This is a genomic window from Lentzea sp. NPDC004782 (genome assembly GCF_040609115.1).
In the GTDB taxonomy this organism is placed as follows: domain Bacteria; phylum Actinomycetota; class Actinomycetes; order Mycobacteriales; family Pseudonocardiaceae; genus Lentzea.
The window spans coordinates 1-15122 of the sequence record NZ_JBEXJN010000110.1 but is presented as its reverse complement, the minus strand read 5'-3'; the positions used below and the strand labels follow the sequence as shown (position 1 = coordinate 15122).

General features: G+C 68.9%; 16 protein-coding genes. 5 read left to right on the top strand and 11 right to left on the bottom strand.

Annotated features, from left to right (window positions below):
• Nucleotides 1-282 precede the first annotated feature (282 nt).
• The 3 genes from ABZV40_RS44880 to ligA form a co-directional block, all read right to left on the bottom strand.
• Entirely contained in the window at nucleotides 283-630 is a 348-nt protein-coding gene (locus tag ABZV40_RS44880; protein WP_355456181.1) for an amidase domain-containing protein, read from the bottom strand.
• Nucleotides 631-1463: 833 nt separating this feature from the next.
• Nucleotides 1464-1964: a GNAT family N-acetyltransferase gene (locus tag ABZV40_RS44875; protein ID WP_355456179.1), complete on the bottom strand. Its 501-nt coding sequence runs from the start codon at nucleotides 1962-1964 to the stop codon at nucleotides 1464-1466.
• The gene (ligA, locus tag ABZV40_RS44870) at nucleotides 1957-4098 is read right to left on the bottom strand and encodes an NAD-dependent DNA ligase LigA (protein WP_355456182.1); all 2142 of its coding nucleotides are present in this window, start codon (nucleotides 4096-4098) and stop codon (nucleotides 1957-1959) included. Before ligA ends, ABZV40_RS44875 begins: the two co-directional genes overlap by 8 nt.
• A 28-nt stretch (nucleotides 4099-4126) precedes the next feature.
• Here ligA and ABZV40_RS44865 point away from each other — a divergent pair, with 28 nt between their 5' ends.
• Nucleotides 4127-4990, top strand: coding sequence for a hypothetical protein (locus tag ABZV40_RS44865; RefSeq protein ID WP_355456177.1), 864 nt, complete (start codon nucleotides 4127-4129; stop codon nucleotides 4988-4990).
• Here ABZV40_RS44865 and ABZV40_RS44860 read toward each other — a convergent pair.
• From ABZV40_RS44860 to ABZV40_RS44850, 3 genes are read right to left on the bottom strand one after another with little or no spacing between them, the layout of a single operon-like run.
• Entirely contained in the window at nucleotides 4938-5585 is a 648-nt protein-coding gene (locus ABZV40_RS44860) for a hypothetical protein (protein ID WP_355456175.1), read from the bottom strand. The two genes, ABZV40_RS44865 and ABZV40_RS44860, sit on opposite strands and share 53 nt — an antisense overlap.
• Nucleotides 5586-5589: 4 nt before the next feature.
• Complete coding sequence (locus tag ABZV40_RS44855) at nucleotides 5590-6147, bottom strand: YdeI/OmpD-associated family protein (protein ID WP_355456173.1); 558 nt, start codon at nucleotides 6145-6147, stop codon at nucleotides 5590-5592.
• Nucleotides 6144-6665, bottom strand: a complete 522-nt coding sequence (locus tag ABZV40_RS44850; protein ID WP_355456171.1) for a hypothetical protein — start codon at nucleotides 6663-6665, stop codon at nucleotides 6144-6146. Before ABZV40_RS44850 ends, ABZV40_RS44855 begins: the two co-directional genes overlap by 4 nt.
• Before the next feature lie 65 nt (nucleotides 6666-6730).
• On the opposite strand from ABZV40_RS44850, the gene ABZV40_RS44845 reads away from it, so the two are divergent.
• Nucleotides 6731-7210 carry an N-acetyltransferase gene (locus ABZV40_RS44845; RefSeq protein ID WP_355456170.1) on the top strand — a complete coding sequence of 160 codons (480 nt, stop codon included), beginning with the start codon at nucleotides 6731-6733 and terminating at the stop codon, nucleotides 7208-7210.
• Here the strand turns inward: ABZV40_RS44845 and ABZV40_RS44840 are convergent.
• The 3 genes from ABZV40_RS44840 to ABZV40_RS44830 form a co-directional block, all read right to left on the bottom strand.
• Nucleotides 7197-8333, bottom strand: a complete 1137-nt coding sequence (locus ABZV40_RS44840) for a hypothetical protein (protein WP_355456168.1) — start codon at nucleotides 8331-8333, stop codon at nucleotides 7197-7199. The two genes, ABZV40_RS44845 and ABZV40_RS44840, sit on opposite strands and share 14 nt — an antisense overlap.
• Before the next feature lie 38 nt (nucleotides 8334-8371).
• Complete coding sequence (locus tag ABZV40_RS44835) at nucleotides 8372-10225, bottom strand: glycoside hydrolase family 9 protein (protein ID WP_355456166.1); 1854 nt, start codon at nucleotides 10223-10225, stop codon at nucleotides 8372-8374.
• Nucleotides 10226-10317: 92 nt separating this feature from the next.
• On the bottom strand, nucleotides 10318-11319 hold the full coding sequence (locus tag ABZV40_RS44830) for a methionine synthase (protein ID WP_355456164.1): 1002 nt from the start codon (nucleotides 11317-11319) through the stop codon (nucleotides 10318-10320).
• Nucleotides 11320-11725: 406 nt separating this feature from the next.
• Between ABZV40_RS44830 and paaI the strand changes: the two genes are divergently transcribed.
• Entirely contained in the window at nucleotides 11726-12115 is a 390-nt protein-coding gene (gene paaI / locus ABZV40_RS44825) for a hydroxyphenylacetyl-CoA thioesterase PaaI (RefSeq protein WP_355456162.1), read from the top strand.
• Here paaI and ABZV40_RS44820 read toward each other — a convergent pair.
• Both ABZV40_RS44820 and ABZV40_RS44815 read right to left on the bottom strand, forming a co-directional pair.
• On the bottom strand, nucleotides 12054-12452 hold the full coding sequence (locus ABZV40_RS44820; RefSeq protein ID WP_355456160.1) for a hypothetical protein: 399 nt from the start codon (nucleotides 12450-12452) through the stop codon (nucleotides 12054-12056). The genes paaI and ABZV40_RS44820 overlap by 62 nt on opposite strands.
• 38 nt (nucleotides 12453-12490) lie before the next feature.
• Nucleotides 12491-13633, bottom strand: a complete 1143-nt coding sequence (locus ABZV40_RS44815) for a hypothetical protein (RefSeq protein ID WP_355456158.1) — start codon at nucleotides 13631-13633, stop codon at nucleotides 12491-12493.
• Nucleotides 13634-13669: 36 nt separating this feature from the next.
• On the opposite strand from ABZV40_RS44815, the gene ABZV40_RS44810 reads away from it, so the two are divergent.
• Nucleotides 13670-14173, top strand: coding sequence for a DUF6584 family protein (locus ABZV40_RS44810; RefSeq protein WP_355456156.1), 504 nt, complete (start codon nucleotides 13670-13672; stop codon nucleotides 14171-14173).
• Nucleotides 14170-15021 (top strand): serine/threonine dehydratase, encoded by an 852-nt coding sequence (locus ABZV40_RS44805; protein ID WP_355456154.1) that lies wholly within the window; start codon nucleotides 14170-14172, stop codon nucleotides 15019-15021. The genes ABZV40_RS44810 and ABZV40_RS44805 overlap by 4 nt, the downstream gene beginning before the upstream one ends.
• Nucleotides 15022-15122 lie beyond the last annotated feature (101 nt).

The following is a 15122-nucleotide window of genomic DNA, read 5'->3' as shown; positions in this document are numbered from 1 at the left end:
GTGACCGGGCACCCACCGGCCGTGGGCCGGGGCAGCGCCGGGACCCCGGCCCCGGGCGACACCGCCACCCCGGCCGGGCGGGGCGGGGCCCCCCCCCCCCCCCACGTCAATTCCGACCTTCATCATGCGTTCAAACTACCGGAAAATCAGGTGCGATGGGGGTACCAGTTGGCTCCGGGATTGTTCCGCAACAACTCGCTCAGCTTGACGTCGACCCTGTTTCCGGTGTGGTAGGTCAATTGCGGCTCACCACCCTGGTACTTCGTCACGAACATGGAGTGGTCAATACCGTTTTCCAGCTCCCGGATCCCAGTCCGCTTGCAGAACATCTGCGATGCGGAGATCCCACACGTTCGCAAGCAAACGCGTTCTGGCCGTTCGCTGGAACGCAAACCAGTACCAGTTCTCCGCGCCTGCCCACGTGTACGTCGTCGTCCACAACCATTCACCGTAATACCAGGCGCCGTTGTTCGTGCGGTCACCGTCGACAGGCTGCCAGCCGCCCGCCGCCATGATCTGCGAGAGGAAGTTCGTGCAGTCCTGGCCATAGGTGCGATACCGCGGGTTCGGGTTGTTCGCGTACTGGTACGCGTAGTTGACCATGGCCTGGTAGTTGTAGGCCGTCGCCATGACCTCGCGGCAGCACCTTCCTCATCTGCGTCGCCGGCGCAGGACCACTGCCGAGCAGGGCCTCGGCCCGGGAGAGAACCCAATTGCCGTCCACGCGCCTCAGCGTGAGCCGGTGCCCGAGCTCGTGACCTGAAGACTCAGGACCACCCGCCTCTGGCAACTGATACCGCAGAAGCGTCTTCTCCCTGACGTTCGCGACAACACTCCTGCCGTCGGCTCCCGGCTCCACCTGACCGAGCGTCGTGGCGACCCGCGCGTAGGCGTACCCGCCGAACATCTCGCGGTAATCCTCGCGACGGTCAGCGAGTTCGGCGACCTCCTCTTCGAGATCTGCGGTGAGCTGATCCGTCATCCTGATGCCGAACCCCTTGACCCGCGGCACCAAGGTCACCTTGTCCGCGCGGTGCTGCAAATAGATCTGCGACACATCAGCGATCTCACGACGATCACGTGCGCTGATTTCTCGCGGATCCGCCGACGCGTCGACAGCACCCGATCATCAAAGTGGCTGACGTGAACAAAACCAAACCGAGAACAGCCTTGCGTCTCACTCCGAGTCCTTTCGTCAACGACGAAGACGCCCACGGAGACGAGGAGACCGAACGAATGCAGACCTCCCTACCGCACCCACCCCTCGCGAACCCCCATTCGCGCCCCCAGCAACAAGACGAACATATCGAAACCAGGACCGCGAAAATGAGCCACTCAGCCCAATCGCGCAAGAGGCGAATTCCACGCGACGTCGCCCGGGTCAGCGCTCGGGCACCACAGCGGCGACCTCCCTCCTGCGGCTCGTCCTGGCAGCAGGACGCCCACGGCACCAGCGGGGTTGCTCAGAGCGGCATCCCGTACGCGTACGCCATGAGCTGGACACCGGGCAACGGCGTCCAGTCCCGTTCCGGCAGCCGGGTGAACCCCAGCCGCTCGTACAACCGGTGCGCCGCCAGCATCTTCTCCGACGACGACAGCACGACCCGGTCGAGTCCGGCGGCACGTGCCCGGTCGATGACCGCGCGCACCAGGGCCTCGCCCACGCCCCGCCCGCGTGCCGCGGCGGTGACCGAGAGCATGCGGAACTCCAGCTCACCCGGCCGGGAGATCTCGGCGTACGGCGTGCCGGGGTGCACGACCGTCACGGAGCCGAGCACGGCGCCGGAGTCGTCCGCGGCGACGAGGATCTCGGCGTCGCGGAACCGGGACGTCGAGTCCGCCAGCTTCCTGGCGTAGTCGTCGTGCTCGCCCACGTACCCGTCGGCCCGGTACGCCTCGACGGTGATCGCACCCACCGCCGGCAGATCGGCTTCGCGAGCCGGCCGGATGATCAGGTCAGCCATCTGCACCCTCTTCCCCGATGACGGCCACCTCCCTCGCCGCGTCCGGGCCCTGCTCCAGCAGGACGCGGAAGCCCGCCTCGTCGAGGACGGGGACCTTGAGCGAGATGGCCTTGTCGTACTTGGATCCTGGCGAGTCGCCGACGACCACGAAAGCGGTTTTCCTGGAGACCGAGCCGGCCGCCTTGCCACCCCTGGCCAGGACGGCCTCCTTGGCCGAGTCGCGGGAGAACTCCGTCAGCGAACCGGTGACCACGATGGACAGGCCTTCGAGGTTGCGCGTGATCGACGTGTCGCGCTCGTCCTCCATCCGCACGCCCGCGGCCCGCCAGCGTTCGACCACCCGTTGACGCCACTCGGTTTCGCGCCACTCGACCACGGCCGCCGCGATCGTGGGGCCCACACCCTCCGCGCTCGCCAGCACCTCCTCTTCGGCTTCGAGGATCGCGTCCATCGAGCCGAACTGGAGGGCCAGCGCACGGGCGGCGGTCGGTCCGACGTGCCGGATCGACAGGGCGACCAGAACCCTCCACAGAGGACGCGACTTGGCGGTTTCGAGGTTGGTCAGCAGCTTCAGCGCGTTCGCCGACAGCTCGCCGTCCTTGGTCGTGAACCGCTCGATCTGCCGCAGCGCGTCGGCGTCGAGGTCGAACAGGTCGGCCTCGTTCGTGTACACCGTGGACTCGGTGATCGCGGCGGCCGCCTCGTCGCCCAGCCCCTCGATGTCCAGCGCGTTGCGGGAAGCCAGGTACGCCAGGCGTTCACGCAGCTGGCCGGGGCACGTCTCCGCGTTGGGACAGCGGATGTCGACATCGCTCTCCTTCATGGGGCGCAGCTCGGCGTTGCACTCCGGGCACCGCGTCGGCATGACGAACTCGCGCGCGTCGTCCGGCCGTGCGGCCAGCACCGGGCCCAGCACCTCGGGGATCACGTCGCCCGCCTTGCGGATGACGATGCGGTCGCCGATCAGCACGCCCTTGCGCTTCACCTCGGACGCGTTGTGCAGCGTGGCCCGCGCGACCGTGGACCCCGCCACCTTCACCGGTTCCATCAGCGCGAACGGCGTGACGCGGCCGGTGCGGCCCACCTGGACCTGGATGTCCAGCAACGTCGTGGTCGCCTCTTCCGGCGGGTACTTGTACGCGATGGCCCACCGCGGCGCACGCGACGTGGTGCCCAGACGCCGTTGCAGCGACACCTCGTCGACCTTGATCACCACGCCGTCGATCTCGTGGACCGCGTCGTGCCGGTGCTCGCCCCAGTACTCGACGTGCTGGCGGACGGCAGCCGGGTCGGTGAGCACCTTGGTGTGCTGGGAAACCGGCAGCCCCCACGACCTCAGCGCCTCGTACGCGAGCGACTGGCGGGCGACCTCGAAACCCCCGGTCTTGCCGATGCCGTGGCAGATCATCCGCAGCTTGCGCGACGCGGTGACCTTCGGGTCCTTCTGCCGCAACGAGCCCGCGGCCGTGTTGCGCGGGTTCGCGAACGGCGGCTTGCCCTGCTCGACCAGCGAGGCGTTCAACGCGAGGAAGTCCTCGACCGCGAAGAAGACCTCGCCGCGCACCTCGACCAGGTCCGGCACCGGGTACTCGTCCGAGCCCTCCAACACCACGGGAACGTCCGCGATCGTGCGGACGTTCAGCGTGACGTCCTCGCCGGTGCGGCCGTCGCCACGGGTCAGCGCGCGCGTCAACCGCCCCTTCTCGTACAGCAGGTTGATCGCCAGGCCGTCGATCTTCAGCTCGCACAGGAAGTGCGTGCCCTCGCCGATGTCCTTCTGCACGCGCTCGAACCACGCCGTCAGCTCGTCCTGGGTGAAGACGTTGTCCAGGCTGAGCATCCGCTCCAGGTGGTCGACGGCCTTGAACTCGGTCGAGAACGTGCCGCCGACGAGCTGCGTCGGCGAGTCCGGCGTGGCGAGCCCCGGATGCTCGGCCTCCAGTGCCTCCAGCGACTTGAGCAGCGCGTCGAACTCACCGTCGGTGACGGTCGGATCGTCCAGCACGTAGTAGCGGAACTGGTGCGAGCGCACCTCTTCCGCGAGCACGGCATGCCGCTCGCGCACCTCGGCCGGGACGTCTTCAAGGCTCTCGCTGGTCACGCCCGACAGCGTAGTAACGAGTCGGCTCACCAGCGCGAGAACACTCGGGGAGGCTGATGTGATGCGCTCTGCCGGGTATTCGCTGCCGTCCCTCACGGTCGGTGCGGTGCTGGTGTGGCTCGGCTGGCACGCCGGTTCCGCGAACCCCGCCGTGCCCTTCGACCGGGCGGCCGTGATCGTCCTGGTGCTCGTTCTGGCGGTGCTGCCGCTGGTGCTGGGACCGGTGGCGCCCAACCGCACGGCCAGGACCGTCCGTGTGGCCGGGTACGTCTCGATCTACGCGCTGCTGGCGGCGCTCACGGGGTTGTCGCGGTACGCGGGCAGCCGCTTCGACCACTTCACGGCGTTCAACCAGGCCAGCTGGGAAGCCGACATGCGCAGCGGCGCCGTGATCGGCGGGGTGCTGATGATCGGGCTGGTCGGCGGGTACGCCGTCGCGCTGCTGAGGCTGACGTCGCAGCGGATGGCCGTCGAACCCGGGACGTTGCTCATCGGCACCGCATGCGGTCTCGCGGCGGCGTTGGCCGTGTACGCCTTCATGCCGGTCGGGAACACCTCGCACGCGTTCGTGCCGGCCGTGCTGGCACCCGCCGCGCTGCTGGCGGCCGGTGTCCTGGCGGCGAGGCAGGGCGCCATCGCCGGTCTGTGCGCGGGTGGAACCGCGGCCCTGCTGCTCGCCACGCTGACCATCGCCACGATGGTGCTGCTGCCCGGTCAGGTCGACCTGGAGTGGGCGAACCCCGATCCGTCCGTGCCCCACGGCACGCTGTTCGAGCTGCAGATGAGCGTGAGCGACGCGGCGATCAGGTATCAGCTCGGGCTGCTGCTCGGGCCCTTGGCGGGGCTCGCGATCGGGTACCTCGGCAGCTCGTTCAGGCGTCCTGGGCGAGCGTCCGGACGAGCGAACGCAGCTCCAGCAGGCTGATCGTGCCCTCCGGTTCCAGCTGCGCGGTCTCCACGCGCCGCAACCGCTCCCCCGCCAGCCGTTCGCCGAGCGTGACGTCCAGCGGCAGGAACGTCATCGTCTGCCGCTGCTGCTCGGACAGCTCGGACAGGGCCGGGTGGTAGACCGCGACGTCCACGACGTCACCGTCCACCTGGGCCACGACGCGGTAGTCGCCGAGCCGCATCCTGACCTCGCCGAGGTTGACGACGACCTCGGTCGGGTCCGGCACCGGCGGCACCGAGTCGTGGAACTCCCACACCATGTCCGACGGCGGCGCGGCCTTGATCCACGCGTCGGTGTACGGCCGCAGCCTCGGGTCCTCCTGGCCGGTGATCACCAGCGCGTACATGGCCAGGTGGCCCTGCTCGAGCGAGAACACCAGGTCCGGGTGCAGATCGCGGACGAGGGCCGTCAGCTCGTCCTCCACGCGGTGCGGTTCACCGTCGCCGAGCGCGGAGCTCACCACCGGCACCAGCTCGAACCACCGCTCCCAGAAGCGCTGGGCGGCTTCCTCGGCGTTCGGCACGTGCACGGGGACGACTTCTTCGGTCTTGCGGCGGCGGAACCACTTCATTCGCTCAAGCGTAGAGCTTGCGCCCCTCGGCCAGCATGTCGACGAACTGCGCGATGCGCTTCTGCCGCGTCTCCGCGCGTTTCGCGTCGTGGATGCGCAACAGGATCGCGTACCGGTTCTGGCTGTTCAGACCTTCGAACGCGGATTCGGCCTTGGGGTTGGCCTTGAGCGCCGCCTTGAGGTCGTCGGGCACCTCGATCGTGGCAGGACCCGCGTAGGCCGCCTCCCAGCGCCCGTCCGCCTTCGCCTTCTCGATCTCGGCGAGCCCCGCCGGCAGCATCTTCCCCGCCGCGATCAGCTCCTCCACCTTGGCGCAGTTGCGCTTGGACCACTTGCTGCGCGGCTTGCGCGGCGTCCACCGCTGCGAGTAGTAGGTCTCGTCGATGGACCGCACGAGACCGTCGATCCACCCGTGGCACAACGCGACGTCCAGCGCCTCGTCGTAGGTGATCGTCTTGAGTCCCGAGGCCTTCTTGGCGAACTTGATCCACAGCTCGGTCTCGCTGGAACCGTTCTCGTGCAACCAGGCGTCGAACTCGGCGGGACCTTCGAAGAAGATCAACGCACCCTCCTCAGGCAGAGCGTCATCTCCTCATAGGGAACACCGAGCTCGGCCTCTTCGGGACAACTTTCTTTCGCCGTGCCGACGACCTGCACGTTCACCCGCGGCGCCGCACAGTCGAACTTGGACACCACGGACCGCTGCAGGTCGGCGGTGTCGAGCTCGAAGCAGTCACCCCTCCGGGCGTTGGGCAGCAGGCACAGCGCCGCGTTGTGCCTGGTGTCGCGCAACACCTTGAAGTCGCCGCGCGGGCATTCGCCGGACGTGCTGGCGAGGACCGCGCCGATCTTCAGGGCGGCCCGTTCGCCCCCGCAGTCGATGACCGTGAGGCCCAGGTCGTCCTCGCCGGGCCCGTTGAACTTCACGCAGCTGCCCTTCGCGGCCTTCGAGTAGTCGGTGAGGAACAGGGCTTCCGGCGCTTTCGGCTCGGGTTCCTCCTTGTCGCTGAGCAGCCACCACAGCACGCCGTAGGCCAGCACGGCGAGTACGCACACCATCACGGTCTGTCTCACGACCACGCCGCGGATTATGGCGGCGGAAATCGGGTGGCGCTCGCCGACGCGGTTGGCCACAGTGCGAGGTCGTGCTGATTCGCCGGGAAACACCAGCAGACGTCGAGGCCATCCGCGACGTCACGAACCTCGCGTTCAGGAACGGGCCGGAAGCCCAGCTGATCGACCGGCTGCGGGAGGACTCCGGGTGGATTCCGGAGTTGTCGCTGGTGGCGGATGGCGTTCTCGGGCACGTCGTGTGCACGCGCGGACATGTCGGGGACGTTCCGGCTCTGGGACTCGGGCCGATCAGCGTGCACCCGGACCACCAGCGGGCCGGCATCGGGAAGGCGTTGATGCACTCGGTTCTCGGGGCGGCGGAGGCACGGGGTGAGCGTGCGGTCGTCCTGCTGGGCGACCCGGGGTACTACTCGCGGTTCGGGTTCCGGCTCGCCGAGGAGTTCGGGATCACGCCGCCGGTTCCCGGGTGGGCGCCGCACTTCCAGGCCCGGTTGTTCGCCGACGTGCCGGCGGGGCCGTTCCGCTACGCGGAGCCGTTCAACCGACTTTGAGCACCGTGCCGTCGGCCTTCCGCGCGTACACCGTGCCGTCGGGCTGGGCGGACACGGTGTCGATGAAACGGCTGTCACCCAACGGTTCCCAGGTCGTGGCGAGGCGGTGCGGGCGACCGTTGACCAGGGTGAAGACGCCGACCGTCCCGTCTGGGCGGAGCACCACCTCGGGTGAGGCGTCGAGGCCTCGGGCGATCTCCCGCCACCCGCCGGGCGCGCTGACCACGAGCGCACTGCCGGACCTGACGTACACGGCCGCGGCCCCGTCGGGCTGGACGATCACGGACGGCTTGCCGGCGGCGAATCCGCGCGGGCTCAGCGGAATCGATCCCGATTGGCCGGCCCCCTGGGGGGATGCACCCCCCATCCCAATCATCGCAGGAGGGTCTGACAATTTCGCCACGCTGCCGTCGGCCAGCACCGCGTAGAGGGCGACCGTCCCATCGGGACGCAACACGGCCTCGGGGTCGCCGCCCACACCGGACCAGACCGGCCGCCACACCCCGTCGGCCAACGCCACGACGTCACCGCGAGAAGTCCGCGCGAACACGAACCGCCCGGCCACCGAGGGACGCCCGACGAAGTCACCGGACGTGCTCAACCGCGTGCGATCAACCCAGACGTCACCGTCCTCCACCACGTACACGGCACCGCCGACGACCTCGGGGCCGCCCTGCCAGGCCTGGCGCAGAAGAAACGAGGCCCGGCCCACCGCGAGGTCGTACCGCTCCGGGCAGCACGACCGCTGCACCTCGTCGGCGAGCAGCCCCGGCGTGAGATCCGGCCGGTCCAGCTTCACCGCGCGCTCGAAGAACCGGTGCGCGGCGTACGACACGTCCATGATCTGCTCGGGCGTGCCCCAGCCCATCGACGGCCGCTGCTGGAAGACGCCGAGCGAGTCCGCGTCACCGCAGGCCAGGTTGTTCATGTGCGACTCGACCCACCCTGCCTCGAACCCGGCGAGCATCACCTTGTCGCTCACGCCCAACGACAGGCCGGCGGTGTGCACGGCACGGATCACGTCCGGGTCGTGCACGCCGGGAACTCGGCAGGAGGCATCGCGCGGCAGGGCCTGGGCCGTACCGGCCATCACCAGCAGGAACACCAGCGCGAGCCTGAGCACAAGTCCGAATTGGACACCCAGGCCCGCGCCGCCGCCACTCAGCCGTTCGCGATCAGCGAGAAGCCGAGCACGCCCGTCGCCGTGAAGTCGACGGCGGGCTCGGAGCTCGGCCAGGACCTCAGGTCGTCGGCGAACACGGACTTCGCCGAGTCGAACTCCTTGGTGTAGGGCTTGGTGCAGTTCACCGAACCGGCCGGCATCTCACCGAGATCGGAGAACAGGGTGGCGTCGTTCGGGCCGTTGATCACGGCGCCGACCAGCACCTTCGAGCCGCCGTTGGTCGAGCCGGAGAGGTTCGCCACCTGGTGGTGCGGGCACTGGGGGAACTTCGAGCCGACGCCGACGATCAACGAGGTGCCCCATGCGTTGGTGCCGAGCGCGAAGCCGCGCTGCTGCGTGCCGAACGTCTCGTACTTCCTGTCACCGGTGAGCTTCCGGTACAGCGCGGCGGTCGTGATGAAACCGAACGTGCGCGAGCCGACGTCCCAGGTCTCGACGTTGGCGGCGGTGCGGAACGGCGAGTGCTGAGCCGCGTCGGCGCCCTTGCGCAGCTGGCGCCCGATGTCGCCGATGATCTGCGCCTCGGTCACCTCGGCACCGGGCACGCCGTCCTCGAGCAGCTTCGCGAGGTCGGCGTGACCGAGCGCGGAGATGTTGTAGACGTTCAGCGTGTCGGGGTCGTTCGTGGCCAGGAACTCCTTGGCCCAGTGGGTGGCGGCACGCGCGAACTGACCGAAACGCTTGTCGTTCAACGCCTTCGCGGCCAGCGCGAGCTGGGTCGCGCCGAACTCCAGGTCGTCGGTCCACGACGACTCGGGGTAGTAGGCGTGCGGGAACGCCGTCACGAGCTCGCCGACGTCCGAGGTCTTGGCCAGCGCGAACAACGACGCGGCCTTCTCCAGGTAGGCGCAGGCGAGGCGCGGGTTGCGGCGGGCCTCGATCTGCGCGGCCAGCGCGAACGAGCCGGCGACGCGCCCGACCAGGTTCGGGCTGATCTTCTCGCCGGCCTTGTTCGCCCGGAACACCGGCCGGTACTTGATGTAGTACCGGCTGTCGCCCGGCTTCACGTCGAGCTCGTCGTCGGCCTCGGGCAGGCGCCACACGTCGTGGTCGCCGACGAAGCCGAACCGCTCGGAGCCGGTGCCGATGCCGACCTGGGCGTAGAGGGTGCCGGTCCGCTCGTCCCACGCCTTGTCGAGCCACCTGAGTCCGAACTCGGCCTCCTCGTACAACGCGTCGTTGTGCTTGTCGCGCAACGCCAGCAGCATCGACGCGGTGGAGTACGACGAGGCGTGGGTGAACTTCACGAAGTCACCCGCGTCGAACCAGCCGCCTTCGAGGTCGACCTTCACCCCGGTGGCCTTCAACGGCGCCGCGATCTCGTCGCCGCCCTCGCCGGAGAACACCGGCTCCTCGTAGACCATCGCGTCGCGGTCGGTGAGGTGCGCGGGCTTGCGGCCGAGCCGCCCCGGGATCACCTGAGCGCCGTCCCGCTGGGCCTGGAAGAACTCGACGGTGTAGTCGGCGACCGGCTGGAACAGCTTGGTCAGCGCGTCGATCCGGAACGCCGGCGAGGTCGCCGAGCCGACCTTGATCCGGTACGTCCCCGCGGTCTTCAGCGCCGAGAAGTCGATCGGGTGCACGGCGGGGAACTTCGTGCTCCACGATCCCGTCGAGGTACCGGTCTTCCCGGTCAGCACGGTCCTGCCGCGGCTGTCGACAACGGTGAACTTGGTGTTCGCGGCGCCGCCGAGCACGTACGCCTGCTTCGCCTCGGCGGTGCCGAAACCGATCTGGTCCAGCCTGATGTGTTCGGCCGGGGCCGCCTGAGCAGGCGCCACGACCACACCGGACAGCACTGCGGCGACGAGGGCCGCACGTCTGATGCGCATGAGAGGAACTCCCGGTCCAGGCCTCGGCGGACGACCTACGGTTAAGAAAGTTTCCTAATAGTTCGCAGCAGACTAGCCGCCCAAACCGGACATCACCAGCCCTCAGGCGGTTCCACGAAGGCCGAGGACAGATCACGGGTCAACGACAGCGCGCGCTTGACCCAACCGGCCGTCGCGCCCGCAAGCCCGCACGTCGGAGTCGGCAGCGCCTTCTCGGCGAGGATCGACCGGGGGAAACCCAGCCGGTCGACCAGCGTGAACGCCCGCTGCCCGACGTCCTTCAACGTCACGGGCGTGCCGGGATCCACGCTCGGCACCAGGCCCAGCGCCAGCGTCGTGCCCGCCTCCCAGGTCTCACCGATCTCGTCGAGGGCCTCTGCACCCTTGATCAGGGTCACGTCGAACGCAACCGCTTGCGCACCCGCCTCCCTGAGCAGCGTCAACGGCGGCTGCGGCGCGCAGCAGTGCACCAGCACCTCGTGGTCCTTCAGCGCGTCGATCACGGTCGCGAGCACCGCGCGGGCCTCCGGTTCGGGCACGGCGGGCACGGTCCCGAGCTTCGACGGCGTCGGCAGCAGCCCCTGCAGCACGGCCGGCAGCCCCGGTTCGTCCAGCTGCACGACCACCTTCGCCCTGGTGCGCTTGGCGACCTCGGCGGCGTGCTGCTTCAACCCCTCGGCCAGCGACTCGGAGAACTCCTTCGCCGCACCGTGGTCCGTGAGCACCCGATGGCCGCGCATCAGCTCGATGTTCGACATCAACGTCCACGGCCCAGCGGCCTGCACCTTGACCGTCTCCGGCTGCGCACCCGCCCGTTCCAGCGCCTCGTCGAACGCGTCCAGGTCACCCCTGAGGAGGTCGACCGCACGGCGGTGGTCACGCCCCGGCCGCGCGGTCACCCGGTAGCCGGACGTGATGACCTCGATGGCCAGATCGACGAGCAGGCCGGCGGTGCGGCCGATCACGTCCGCGCCGACGCCGCGCGCAGGCAGCTCCGGCACGTGCGGCAGCTCCGGCAGCTCGCCGACGACAACCCTCGCCGCCTCGTCGATGTCGGTTCCGGGCAGCGATCCGATTCCAGTTGCTCCACGCACCCGCCGAATTGTTCCACTGTCCTGCGGACAAGAAAGGTCTAGACCCATTGACGCTGTGGTCTAGGCCACTTACCGTGATTGAGCAGGTGCTCTGAGTGGGAGCACCTCCTCGCACGTGGGTGGGGATGCGACGCGCCCCGCGTCCCTGCCCGCGCCACACATCGGCCGGCCCGCCCGGCACAGGCGAAGGCCGGTGCGGGATCTTCCGTCCCCGCACCGGCCTCCGTTTGCTCGTCCAGGCCTGCTAGCAGCTGCTGCAGCACCCGCAACCGGGACCCGTGCAACCGCCGCAGCAAGAACATCCACCCATGGTGACCACCTCCGACGTTGAGCGATCAAGCACTCGGACAGTAGGGCTGGCCTGACGTCGCGTGACACCACCGCCAGAGTGATTACGCTGCCACGAATGAATGATGGTTCCGCTGAGATGCTGGCCGCCGACAAGGCCTCCACCGCGCTCGGCATCGAGCCGGTCGAGCTGCGCGACGGTTACGCGTTGTTGCGCATGACGGTGACCGAGAACATGATCAACGGCCACGGCATCGCGCACGGCGGGTACGTCTTCCTGCTCGCCGACACGGCGTTCGCGTACGCCTGCAACAGGGCCGGGTCCGTCACCGTCGCCGCCGGGGCCGAGATCGACTTCATCCGGCCCGTGCACGAGGGCGACGAGCTGGTGGCGGAGGCGGTGGAACGGACCCGGTTCGGCCGCAGCGGGATCTACGACATCACGGTCAGGCGAGGGACGGAGACCGTGGCGGAGTTCCGCGGCCGCTCGCGGACGTTGCGCTCCTGAGGCCGATGAACTGCAGGACCGCGAACCCGAGCACGGCGAGCCCCTGCGCGAGCACCAGTGCGACCCCCGCGCCGGTGAGCGGGAACCACTTCAGCTCGGCCGTGAGAATGCTGTCGAGGGCCCACGCCAGGTTGCCGATGACGACCAACAGCACAATTCGGCGGTCCGGCATTTCTCGGGTGCCCAGCGCGAAGACGAGCACGCCGTAAACGACGCAGAAAAGGCCGAGCCCGATCTGCCAGCCCGTCGGCATGCCGACCTCCGGGCGAATCAGCACGGTCAGCAGACCGAGCAGGAACGAAGCGACACCGTCGAGTTTCAAGGCGAATTTCAACATGGCCCGACCATCGCCGGTCCAGCGCTGCCAGAACCACGTCAAGCGCTGCCAACTCCTGCCATCAGGTCCGCCGCGACCAGGCGCGCGGCGGCGTTCTGCCAGTTGTGGAGGGTCCGCTCGGGCACCTGTGACACGAACCACTGCAGCGCGCGCCGGTCCTCCGCGTCGAGGTCCTCGCGCTTGGTCCGCACCGAGTACGGCCGGATTCCCTTGACGTAGTAGAAGTACAGGGCGTTGTAGTAACGCCATTCGTCGCTCGTGCCGAAATCGCCGTCCGCGGGCTTGAGCCGTTGAATGCTGGTCAGCAGCATGCTTTTCAGCTGCGCGGCCCGGTCAAGCGGCGGCGCCTCCTCGGTCAAAGCGATCAACGGACTCGCGACCAGCTTCCCGAGATCGCCGTAGTGGCTCAACGCCTTCCGCGTCAGCCGCGCGAACTCCGCCTCGTCCTCGGTGACCAACGGCCGCCGCTTCGGCAACGCCTCCGCCGCCTCCCGCAGCTCGGCTCGCTGCGCCGCCACCGCGGGCACCGCGAGCCGGTCCACCGCGGCCGCCAGCGGGTTCGCCAGGACCTGCACCGCGATGGCCGCCGCGACCGTCGTGTAGGCGAGCAGCTGCGGCCCGCCGAACACGAGCACCTGCGATCCGAACAACACCGCCGTGAAGCCCGCGATCACGAACGACCGCAGCATGTCCGCCCGGATCGCCTCGCCTTCCTCGACGGCGTCCGTCACCGCCACCAGCACTCCGAACACCACCAGGTCGAAGCCGATCGACGGCAACGTGATCGCGTGTGGCAGAAGTTGCAGCAGGAAGGCGGCAGCCGACAGCCCGAACATCACTCCGACGAGTGAAAAGTAAGTGCGTTTCCTTATGACTACGACCACCGATGCGGCCAAAGGGAGCAGCACGATCCACGGCACCCAGAAGGAAGCCGCGAAGAACACCGGCAACCCGACCGACCACCACCTGATCAACTCGGCCCGCGAGAGCAACAGGATCGCGCCCGTCCAGGCCAGCGCGGGTACGCCGAGCAACACGGGATGAGGCACGACGACCGCCGCCGAATAGCCCAGCAGCCCGGCACCGGCCCACCACAACAGCGGCTTGCGCGGATCGCGGGCGAGCAGGTACAGCCCCAGCCACCAGGCGAGGCCCGAGACCAGCAGCGATAGGCCAAACACAGGTCAAAGCTAGCCCTACCTGCAAAACTAATCTTCATGCCGGTAGAGCTGACGCTCCACAAAGCGGCCGAGGAGTTGCGCCGGGGCGACCTCGCGAGCGTGCTTCGCGCACGTCAGCGCATCGCCGGACTGGTCGGCACCTACCCGCACCGGCTCGATCTCCGCGAACGCCTCGCCGAGGTCTACCGCACACTGGGCCAGCCGGCCCAGGCAGGCCGCTGGGCCTACCTCTCCGACGAACGCGACCCGGCCGAGACCGAAGCGTTCGAACGCGCCTACCGCAGAGCCCAGACCCGCCTGATCGCCCTGTGCTGGCAGGGCCGGGTGGACGAGGCCCCCACCGAAACCGCCAGAACCCGCCTCACCTCCCTCTACCTGGAAGCCCGCATCGAACTCCAGCGCGAGCTCGACGCCACCCCGCACGAGGAAACGTCCTGGGGCGCCTGCCTGATCGTGATGGTCGGCGGCACCTTCGTCCTGGTCTGCTTCCTGCTGGGCATCGTCACGCTGGTCCAGTTCGTGTGGAAACTGGTGTCATGAACCCGCTGTCGCAGTACGTCCGCCGCACTCCCACCATGCACGTGACGGTCGACGGCCGCCCCCTCGTGCTCAAACTGGAGCACCTCCAGCTGACCGGCTCCTTCAAGATCCGCGGCGCGGTCAACAAGCTCCTGTCGCTGGACGTCTCCGAGGTGGTCACCGCGTCCGGCGGCAACCACGGCATCGCGGTGGCCCAAGCCGCCCAGCTGCTGGGCGCACACGCCACGGTCCTCGTCCCGGTGACCGCCCCGGAGACCAAGACCAGGCGCATCGAAGCCCTGGGCGCCAAGCTGATCCGCCACGGCAACACCTATGCCGAAGCCGCCCTTGCCGCCCGTGAGCTCGGTCTTCCCTATGTCGAGGCGTACAACGACCCGAAGGTGATCGAGGGCCAGTCGACGGTCACGCGGGAGATCGTCGAGGACGTGCCCGAGGTGGACACGATCGCCATCGCGGTGGGCGGCGGCGGCCTGATCGCGGGCGCGGCACTGGCTTCAGAAGGCCGTCACATCATCGCCGTGGAACCCGAGCACTGCTGCGCCCTGCACAACGCCCTGCAGGCGGGTTCACCGGTCGACTCGGAGGTCAACTCCGTTGCCGCTGACGCACTGGGCGCCACGCGCGCAGGCGACCTGCCGCTGGAAATCCTGCAACAGCACCACGTCTCGTCCGTCCTGGTGTCCGATGAGGACATCCTGGCGGCACGCGACCGCCTGTGGGCGGACTTCCGCCTGGCGGTGGAACCGGCGGGCGCCGCGGCCTTCGCCGCGTTCGTCAGAGGAGACGTGCCGGGCGAGCTGCCCTGCGTCGTCCTTTGCGGAGCGAACTCGGAGTGGCAACCGCGCTGAGCACGCGGCGGGAAGGGGCGCTTGCGTCGTGGGGGGTGGGGGGGGGGGTGGGACCGAGGGGGGTGGGAAGGGGGCGGGTAACACAGGAGCGGTGGGGGGGT

What these genes read in the sequence shown, in the direction of transcription:
- ABZV40_RS44860 (WP_355456175.1), bottom strand. Translation starts at nt 5,585, where the DNA reads ATGAAGTGGTTCCGCCGCCGCAAGACCGAAGAAGTCGTCCCCGTGCAC.
- paaI (WP_355456162.1), top strand. Translation starts at nt 11,726, where the DNA reads ATGAATGATGGTTCCGCTGAGATGCTGGCCGCCGACAAGGCCTCCACC.
- ABZV40_RS44810 (WP_355456156.1), top strand. Translation starts at nt 13,670, where the DNA reads ATGCCGGTAGAGCTGACGCTCCACAAAGCGGCCGAGGAGTTGCGCCGG.
- ABZV40_RS44865 (WP_355456177.1), top strand. Translation starts at nt 4,127, where the DNA reads ATGCGCTCTGCCGGGTATTCGCTGCCGTCCCTCACGGTCGGTGCGGTG.
- ABZV40_RS44880 (WP_355456181.1), bottom strand. Translation starts at nt 630, where the DNA reads ATGGCGACGGCCTACAACTACCAGGCCATGGTCAACTACGCGTACCAG.
- ABZV40_RS44875 (WP_355456179.1), bottom strand. Translation starts at nt 1,964, where the DNA reads ATGGCTGACCTGATCATCCGGCCGGCTCGCGAAGCCGATCTGCCGGCG.
- ABZV40_RS44805 (WP_355456154.1), top strand. Translation starts at nt 14,170, where the DNA reads ATGAACCCGCTGTCGCAGTACGTCCGCCGCACTCCCACCATGCACGTG.
- ABZV40_RS44820 (WP_355456160.1), bottom strand. Translation starts at nt 12,452, where the DNA reads ATGTTGAAATTCGCCTTGAAACTCGACGGTGTCGCTTCGTTCCTGCTC.
- ABZV40_RS44835 (WP_355456166.1), bottom strand. Translation starts at nt 10,225, where the DNA reads ATGCGCATCAGACGTGCGGCCCTCGTCGCCGCAGTGCTGTCCGGTGTG.